Raw genomic sequence first — 7743 nt, forward strand, 5'->3', positions numbered from 1 at the left:
AAAATTAAGTATTATTTTCTTATTAAAGACTTTATCCCTAAAATCCCGAGGTATGATATACCTGAAACAAGGACAATTGTGGCCCCAGATGGTTGATTAAGGAAGAAAGACATACCGATTCCTATAAGCATATAGATTATTCCGATAAGGATAGAGAATATTATCATTTTTTTGAGACTGTTAGTAAAAATGCTCGCTGTTGCTGCAGGAAGTGTAAGAAGTGCCATGGCTAATATTATCCCAACAACACTTACCAAGACTACAACTGTCAAAGCTACAAGAGACAGTAAAACAATATAGGTTTTCAGGACAGGAACATTTGTAACTTCAGAAAATTCTTCATCAAAAGAGAAAGCAAGAAACTCGTTATATCTAATAAAAACTATGAGGGCAATGACAATGTTTAGGGCAATCATAATCAATATATCTATCCTTGAAACAGTTAGAATATTTCCAAATAGATAGCTAGCAAGATCGGGCATATATCCCGGTGTCTGATATATCATGAATATCCCAAATGCCATCCCAATAGCCCACATTGCACCGATTAAGGTGTCCTCACGTTGGTATGCTTTTTTGGATATAATCCCGAGTATAGAACTAGAAAAAACACTGAAGATAATTGCAGTTAAAAGAGGATTGTATCCTAAAAATAATCCTAAACCTATCCCGCCAAATGCAGCGTGCGATATGCCTCCAGATATGAAGACTAATCTTTTGACTACAACATATGAGCCTATTACACCGCACGCAATTGCAGCCAAGATACCTGCCATAACTGCATTTTGGAAAAAGACATACTGGAATACCATCAGTCCTCATGCTCCTTCAAAACTCTATGAGGTATGCCATGCCCTATAAGTTCTATTGGGCATCCATACAACTTTTCGAATACTTTTGGAGGTATGTTTTTCTCGCCGTGATAATGAAGAGTTTTATTGATACACCCAATTGTTTTAACATGTGACGATATGGCCCCTGTATCATGTGTAACTAGTATGATGGCCATCTTTTCAGACAGCTCGTGGAGGAAATCATAAAAATCAGTTTCTGCCTGAACATCAATATTTGAAGTAGGTTCGTCGAGCAAAAGAAGTTTGGGCTCTGTTGCTAGGGCCCTTGCTATTAGGACTCTTTGCAGCTGCCCACCAGACAATTTTCCAATTTGAATATTTCTAATGTCTGCAATCCCCATTATGTTCATGGCTTTGTTCGCAATTTTTCTATCTGCTCCCGAGTATCTTCTCAAGAAATCAGTATGCCCTATCCTGCCACTGAGGATCACCTGCTCAACATTAATTGGAAAGTTCCGATCAACTAAGGTATACTGTGGGACATATCCGACATATTTTCTACCTTCTTTTGGATTCTTACCAAAAAGGGAAATGGTGCCTTCTGTAGGTGTGAGAAGGCCAAGGATAATTTTCAGAAGTGTTGATTTTCCCCCGCCGTTTGGCCCTATTATCCCGAGAAAATCATCATCATAAACTGTAAGATTGATATCTTCTAAAACTCTATGGTCTCCGTAATCAAACGATAGATTCTCTATTCGGATAATTTCATTATTCATAATATTACTGATTCTTTATTTTGTTTGCTGTGATTTTAAGATTTTCTATATAATTTTCTGCTAAGGGATCAATAACTTCGGTCTTTCCGCCGATCTCTTTTGTGATAATTTCTGCCGCTTTGCTACTAAATCCAGGAGAAACAAATATGACTTTAATGTTCTGTTCCTTTGCTTCCTCTATTGTGTGAGCTAGAGATTGCAAAGTTGGCTCTTTCCCTTCAATTTCAATTGCAATCTGATTTAGATTATAATCCTTTGCAAAATAGCCCCAAGAGGGGTGAAATATCATAAATGACCTGTTATCCATATCCTTTAATTCATTTATTATGTAGTTATCTGCTTCGTCCAGTTTTTCTAGATAATCATCTCTGTTCTTCAGGTAGTATTCTTTGTTATTCGGGTCAGCTGCAATTAGGCCTTCATATATGTTTTGGACCATAATTTTTCCGTTTCTCAAAGATGTCCAGATATGGGGATCATTTCCATCTTCATTGTGATCATCTTCCACCATTTCAATTAAGCCAATTCCTTTTGAGCTATCGACAACAATCATATTCTTATTCAAGTCTTTTATTTTGTCCATCGATTTTACCTCAAATTCAATCCCGGATCCGACCATAAAATATATTTTTGCTTTGGACAAATCAGCTAATTGGCTCGGCTTTAAGTCTGCAGTATGCGGGTCTCCACCTTGTGGAACAATAATGTTAACGTTGACCTTTTCCCCGCCAACGGCCTCGATCATCTCTTTTTGGGGAGATACCGTTGCATAAACAACAATTCTCCCATCAGAATCTGTAGTTTTTTCATTTGCACAGCCTAATGAGAGCGCAATTAAAAATGTCAAAAAAATAATCAATAAATAACTCTTCATTCCATAACCTCTGAAATATATATTAATAATAATATTTAAAGCTTTCTATAATAAATATTAATAAAATAATTAAACATAATTAATAAATAGAAAACCATTAAAAGAGCTAGTTGCACTCAACTTTGATGAACAAAAGATTAGGGTTTTCTTCACTTGCATTTTATGGAGAATCTCTAGAAAATGCCCTTTCATGGGGAGAAACCAATAATTTCGAGCTTCTAGAGATAGTTGCAGAAAATAATCACGCAATTGATGAGGAAACATTAACCAAAATTAAAGATCTGATCTCTTCTTATAATTTCGACTATACGGTACATTCGCCCTTCTCAGATATCAACATATCAAGCTTAAACAAGAGCATAAGGAAAGAATCAGTAAGACAGGTAAAATATTCCATATTTGCAGTAAATGAAATAGGTGGAAAGATACTGACATTTCATCCAGGAAGGCATTCTGCAGCTACAAGTAAGTCAAGAGAGAACACAAAACAAATACTTTTTGACTCTCTGAAGGAGATATCAGATTACAACAAGGATTATGGTGTGACTATTGCTTTAGAGAATATGCCTGACACCTTTATCACGACAATGAGGGTATCTAAGGAAGTGTTGGAAGTTCTTGAAAATAAACAACTATCAGAGATAAAACACACTATGGATGTTGGCCACCTTGAAACTAACAATGTAGACATAGGCGAATATATCTACGATTTAAGGAAGTATCTAATCCATATGCATCTGCATGATAACTTCGGGGAGTTTGATAATCATCTACCGCTTGGAGACGGAAATATAAATTTCCCGGGGATATTCAGGGTTTTGAAAGAAATTAACTATAAGGGCAGGATAATACTTGAAATGACAAAAACTGAAGATATTCTAAAGAGCCGCAAATTCTTAGAAGAAAAAAATTATTTGTTTTAATCTAATAGTCATAGAACTTAATAATCATTTTTGCCATATTATTGTTAAAATCCAACTCAGGTTTTTCCCTTTTGGTTCAATAAATAATTTATCTAGGCCTGTCCAAAAGCTAAACCAGCCCCCTGGCTCTGTTATGATTAAAGGTAAGCTGAATAAAAAATCTTTTTGAGTTAGCAAAAGAGAGGAGACTAGGGCCTATGAAAATCCATTTAACTCCTTCCCGCCTTGTCTGTGCCATCTCTTTTTGCTTTTCTTTCGCCTGATTCTGGAAATAGTCTTTCAATCTTTTCTTAATCATGGGCTATTTTGTTATTCTTCTTTTATTTTTTGGTACAAGTAATCTTAGTTCAAGTATTGGAGATTCAGTCTTTTTCCCTCTTACGGCCCTTCTACATTCAATCAAGAAATCATCAGAAAGTCCTCTTGCAGAATAAGGCCTTGGATCAAAATCTGAAAACAGGTCATCATATGAATCAAGAAATAGGCTAATATTTTTCTCACGCAAGATAATTTTTGGATCTTCACTAGCTTCATTGTTTGATTCGTCTCCCATGTACTCCTCCCCCTTTATGCATAATATAATTAGTATAACTATTTAAGTATTATTTAGTTTAATCTTATATCACTGAACAGATATTATGAAACAAAAAAATGACAAAGAACACTGGTACGATAGAAGAGCGTACAAATATTTGATATATCCGGCCACAGAGAGTACTAGAACTATAATTTCAAGCCTAATTGAAAATGATTCTAAAGTTATCGATATTGGATGTGGTACAGGAGCATTGGCTTTTTACCTCTCAGGAAGATGTAGATACGTCTTAGGTATTGAACTTTCAAAGAAGATGATTGATTACGCCAATTCAAGAAAAGAAGAAAATAATATTTCTAACGCCCAGTTTTTTCAAGGCGATGCCGAAAAAGTTTCCAGATTAACGAAAGATAGATTTGATTATGCAATTTTTCCCTGTGCCTCCATGAAATGAAATCAAGAACTAGAGCCAAGGCGTTGGAAGAAGTAAAAAAAATCACAAACAAGATATCATCTACGACTATACTGTAAAAAAGAAAACTTCTTTTCAAAGAATAATGGATTCAGCTGCTGAATTTCTTGCAGGAAAAGAAAATTATGACAACTACAAATCTTTTCTAAAAGAAACGGTATTTTTGGACTATTAGAAAAACATGATTTTAAGATTGAAAAAATTATCTATGATAAAGATTCTTATGCCGCTGTTAAGGCCAGTTGGAAATAGACTTAAAAAAGAAGGCATGGAAAAAAATAATAAGAATAATTTAGGGCGATTTGGATGTATAAAGTTGTTCTATTAAGACATGGGGAGAGCACTTGGAACAAAGAAAACAGGTTTACCGGTTGGACTGATGTTGACCTTTCAGAAAAAGGGATAGAAGAAGCTAAAAAAGCAGGCAAAGTGTTGCTTGAGTCTGGATATGTATTTGACATAGCGTTTACTTCTGTGCTTAAAAGATCTATAAGGACATTGTGGCTTGCATTGGATGAAATGGATCTTATGTGGATACCAGTAATCAACTCATGGAGGCTAAATGAGAGACACTATGGCGCTCTGCAAGGTCTTAACAAATCAGAGATGGCTGAAAAGTATGGTGAAAAGCAGGTTTTAATCTGGAGAAGGAGTTACGATATAAGACCGCCAGAATTAGAAATAAATGACAAAAGATATCCTGGTTTTGATCCCCGCTACAAAGACCTAAAAAAAGATCAGATTCCTTTGACTGAATGCCTTAAGGATACTGTTGAGAGGTTCATGCCCTACTGGCATGATACAATAGCTCCCACAATAAAAAGTGGTAAAAGAGTATTAATAGCTGCCCATGGAAATAGTCTTAGAGCTCTTGTAAAATATCTTGATAACATCCCTGAAGAGGAAATAGTTAGTTTAAACATACCCACAGGCATACCCTTGGTCTATGAGCTCGATAAGAACCTAAAACCAATAAAACATTATTATTTGGGCGATCCGGAAGAAATTGAAAAAGCCATAAAATCAGTTGCAAATCAAGGAAAGGCAAAAAAATAGATCATACAAAAGATTTATAAATACATTTATGATTAAAATTTTTGTTACTATGAGCTTAGAGCCATCCAATACAACCAAAGTAGTCACAAAAGACTCTTTTCTTAGATTTTGGTGGTGGCGATACTAAGCGACCTACCTTCAGGTTTTCGCTTACTCATAGGAATTTTTGTATAAATTAGACATCTAGACTTTTTTAGAAGTCTTGTTTTTTTAGATAAATCATATCTTTAGATTTTTAATAAAATATTAAAGGAGGATAAACATGGAAAAAACCAAAATATTTTTGGACGAAAACGAAATGCCAAAAAGATGGTATAACATACAGGCAGATCTACCAAAACCTCTGGCTCCGGTATACAGCCCACAAACATTGAAACAGGCAACATTGGAAGAACTTTCAGTACTCTTCCCAATGGAAATATTAAAACAGGAAGTTTCCCAAGAGAGATGGATTAATATCCCTCAAGAGATACGTGATATTTACGCAGTATGGAGACCTTCTCCGCTTTACAGAGCTTTAAGACTTGAGAAGGCACTAAAAACACCTGCAAAAATTTACTTCAAATGGGAAGGAATTTCACCTGCAGGAAGTCACAAACCAAACACAGCTGTACCTCAAGCTTATTACAACATGAAGGAAGGTACACAAACGATAACAACTGAAACTGGTGCTGGTCAGTGGGGATCTGCATTAAGCTATGCAACGAGCTTATTCGACATAACGTGCAGAGTTTACATGGTAAGGGTAAGTTACGAGCAGAAACCTTACAGAAGGAATCTGATACATTTATGGGGAGCAGAAGTATTCCCAAGCCCAAGCAATAAGACCAATGCAGGAAGATCTGTACTAAAGGATAATCCAGAACACCCTGGAAGTCTTGGAATCGCCATATCTGAAGCAGTAGAAGATGCTGCAACTCATGACAATACAAAATACTCTCTAGGTAGTGTGTTAAATCATGTTTGTATGCATCAGACAGTGATTGGTCTTGAATCAAAGGAGCAACTAAAGATGGAAGAAAGATACCCCGACATAGTTATAGGTTGCTTAGGCGGGGGTTCAAATTTTGCAGGTATTTCATTCCCATATCTACATGACAAGATAAAAGACGACAAGAAAGACCTCAGAGTTATTGCTGTTGAACCACACTCATGCCCAACACTAACAAAAGGCCTCTATGCATTCGATTACGGTGACTCTACAAAACTAGGTCCAATTACAAAGATGTTCACCTTGGGCCATGATTTCATTCCCCCAGGCATCCATGCCGGAGGACTAAGGTATCACGGTGCTTCACCGATAGTAAGTTCACTCTGTGATCAAAAGATTATTGAAGCTCAGGCATATCATCAAACCGAAATATTTGAAGCCGCCATGCTCTTTGCACAGACAGAAGGGCATGTTCCAGCTCCAGAAACTGCCCATGCAATTAAATCTGTAATCGAAGAGGCAAAGAAGTGCAAACAGACAGGCGAAGAGAAGATCATTCTATTCAATGCAAGTGGACACGGTCACTTTGACATGAAATCATACGAACTATTCCGTGAAGGAAAACTCACAGACTATGAGTATCCTGCAGATCTTGTGAAGCAATCACTTACAAAACTTCCAAAAGTTGTGGAGGACTAACCTCCTATTTTTTTATTTTTGTGGTAAAATGAAAATTCTTGGTTTTTTGGTAAATCCTATTTCAGGCATGGGGGGTTCAGTAGGATTAAAGGGAACTGACGGCCTTTATGAAAAAGCTCTAGAACTTGGTGCTGAAAAAGTGTCAAGAAAAAGAGCAGAAGTATTCTTTGATTCACTTGGCCCCATAAAAGATGCAAAATTTCTAGTCCCATCAGGCGAGATGGGCGAAGAACATATAAAAAATAAAGGGCATGAGTATGAAGTAGTATATAATCCCAAGGAATTAACGAGTAGGGAAGATACTCTAAAAACAATAAATGAATTCAAAAAAAGACAAGTTGAACTAATCATATTCTGTGGTGGAGATGGAACTGCAAGGGATATATGCGAGGCCATTGGCACAGAAATTCCTGTGGTCGGGATGCCTACAGGGGTAAAGATGTTCTCTTCTGTTTTTGCAATTAATCCAAAGGCTGCGTCTGATCTTCTCAAGGCTTTTTTAGAAGGTAAATCTAATTACAAGGATTCCGATGTATTAGATATTGATGAAGAAAGCTATAGGGCAGATAAATTCAAGATGAAGCTATATGGTTATCTAAAAACGCCTTATGTACCAAACCTTATTCAAGATTCAAAGGCGCTGTTTGAAGGTCATGATGAAGAGATGGCAAAGGAAGGCATAG

The 7743-nt window shown here is 36.3% G+C and carries 9 protein-coding genes; 5 read left to right on the plus strand and 4 right to left on the minus strand.

Features of this window, described 5'->3' with window-relative positions; all coding sequences use genetic code 11:
• Nucleotides 1-11: 11 nt before the first annotated feature.
• Genes KO464_10820 through KO464_10830 form a run of 3 tightly spaced genes read right to left on the minus strand, consistent with a single transcriptional unit; the run spans nucleotide 12 to nucleotide 2444 of the window.
• Nucleotides 12-812, minus strand: a complete 801-nt coding sequence (locus KO464_10820) for a metal ABC transporter permease (GenBank protein MCC7573849.1) — start codon at nucleotides 810-812, stop codon at nucleotides 12-14.
• Complete coding sequence (locus KO464_10825) at nucleotides 812-1570, minus strand: ABC transporter ATP-binding protein (GenBank protein ID MCC7573850.1); 759 nt, start codon at nucleotides 1568-1570, stop codon at nucleotides 812-814. The genes KO464_10820 and KO464_10825 overlap by 1 nt, the downstream gene beginning before the upstream one ends.
• A 4-nt stretch (nucleotides 1571-1574) precedes the next feature.
• Nucleotides 1575-2444 (minus strand): zinc ABC transporter substrate-binding protein, encoded by an 870-nt coding sequence (locus KO464_10830; GenBank protein MCC7573851.1) that lies wholly within the window; start codon nucleotides 2442-2444, stop codon nucleotides 1575-1577.
• Nucleotides 2445-2569: 125 nt separating this feature from the next.
• Here KO464_10830 and KO464_10835 point away from each other — a divergent pair, with 125 nt between their 5' ends.
• Nucleotides 2570-3367 (plus strand): sugar phosphate isomerase/epimerase, encoded by a 798-nt coding sequence (locus tag KO464_10835; protein MCC7573852.1) that lies wholly within the window; start codon nucleotides 2570-2572, stop codon nucleotides 3365-3367.
• A gap of 301 nt (nucleotides 3368-3668) precedes the next feature.
• On the opposite strand, the gene KO464_10840 is transcribed toward KO464_10835, so the two are convergent.
• Nucleotides 3669-3920: a hypothetical protein gene (locus tag KO464_10840; protein MCC7573853.1), complete on the minus strand. Its 252-nt coding sequence runs from the start codon at nucleotides 3918-3920 to the stop codon at nucleotides 3669-3671.
• Nucleotides 3921-4005: 85 nt separating this feature from the next.
• Between KO464_10840 and KO464_10845 the strand changes: the two genes are divergently transcribed.
• The 4 genes from KO464_10845 to KO464_10860 all read left to right on the plus strand — a co-directional run.
• Complete coding sequence (locus KO464_10845; protein MCC7573854.1) at nucleotides 4006-4356, plus strand: class I SAM-dependent methyltransferase; 351 nt, start codon at nucleotides 4006-4008, stop codon at nucleotides 4354-4356.
• Nucleotides 4357-4680: 324 nt separating this feature from the next.
• Nucleotides 4681-5430: a 2,3-diphosphoglycerate-dependent phosphoglycerate mutase gene (gene gpmA / locus KO464_10850; protein ID MCC7573855.1), complete on the plus strand. Its 750-nt coding sequence runs from the start codon at nucleotides 4681-4683 to the stop codon at nucleotides 5428-5430.
• Nucleotides 5431-5692: 262 nt separating this feature from the next.
• Nucleotides 5693-7060 carry a TrpB-like pyridoxal phosphate-dependent enzyme gene (locus KO464_10855; GenBank protein ID MCC7573856.1) on the plus strand — a complete coding sequence of 456 codons (1368 nt, stop codon included), beginning with the start codon at nucleotides 5693-5695 and terminating at the stop codon, nucleotides 7058-7060.
• A 28-nt stretch (nucleotides 7061-7088) separates the two neighbouring features.
• On the plus strand, nucleotides 7089-7743 hold a 655-nt coding region (locus tag KO464_10860), incomplete at its 3' end, for an NAD(+)/NADH kinase (protein ID MCC7573857.1).

This window comes from Methanofastidiosum sp., assembly GCA_020854815.1.
In the GTDB taxonomy this organism is placed as follows: Archaea; Methanobacteriota_B; Thermococci; order Methanofastidiosales; family Methanofastidiosaceae; genus Methanofastidiosum.

What these genes read in the sequence shown, in the direction of transcription:
- gpmA (MCC7573855.1), top strand. Translation starts at nt 4,681, where the DNA reads ATGTATAAAGTTGTTCTATTAAGACATGGGGAGAGCACTTGGAACAAA.
- KO464_10830 (MCC7573851.1), bottom strand. Translation starts at nt 2,444, where the DNA reads ATGAAGAGTTATTTATTGATTATTTTTTTGACATTTTTAATTGCGCTC.
- KO464_10835 (MCC7573852.1), top strand. Translation starts at nt 2,570, where the DNA reads ATGAACAAAAGATTAGGGTTTTCTTCACTTGCATTTTATGGAGAATCT.
- KO464_10845 (MCC7573854.1), top strand. Translation starts at nt 4,006, where the DNA reads ATGAAACAAAAAAATGACAAAGAACACTGGTACGATAGAAGAGCGTAC.
- KO464_10855 (MCC7573856.1), top strand. Translation starts at nt 5,693, where the DNA reads ATGGAAAAAACCAAAATATTTTTGGACGAAAACGAAATGCCAAAAAGA.
- KO464_10820 (MCC7573849.1), bottom strand. Translation starts at nt 812, where the DNA reads ATGGTATTCCAGTATGTCTTTTTCCAAAATGCAGTTATGGCAGGTATC.
- KO464_10825 (MCC7573850.1), bottom strand. Translation starts at nt 1,570, where the DNA reads ATGAATAATGAAATTATCCGAATAGAGAATCTATCGTTTGATTACGGA.
- KO464_10840 (MCC7573853.1), bottom strand. Translation starts at nt 3,920, where the DNA reads ATGGGAGACGAATCAAACAATGAAGCTAGTGAAGATCCAAAAATTATC.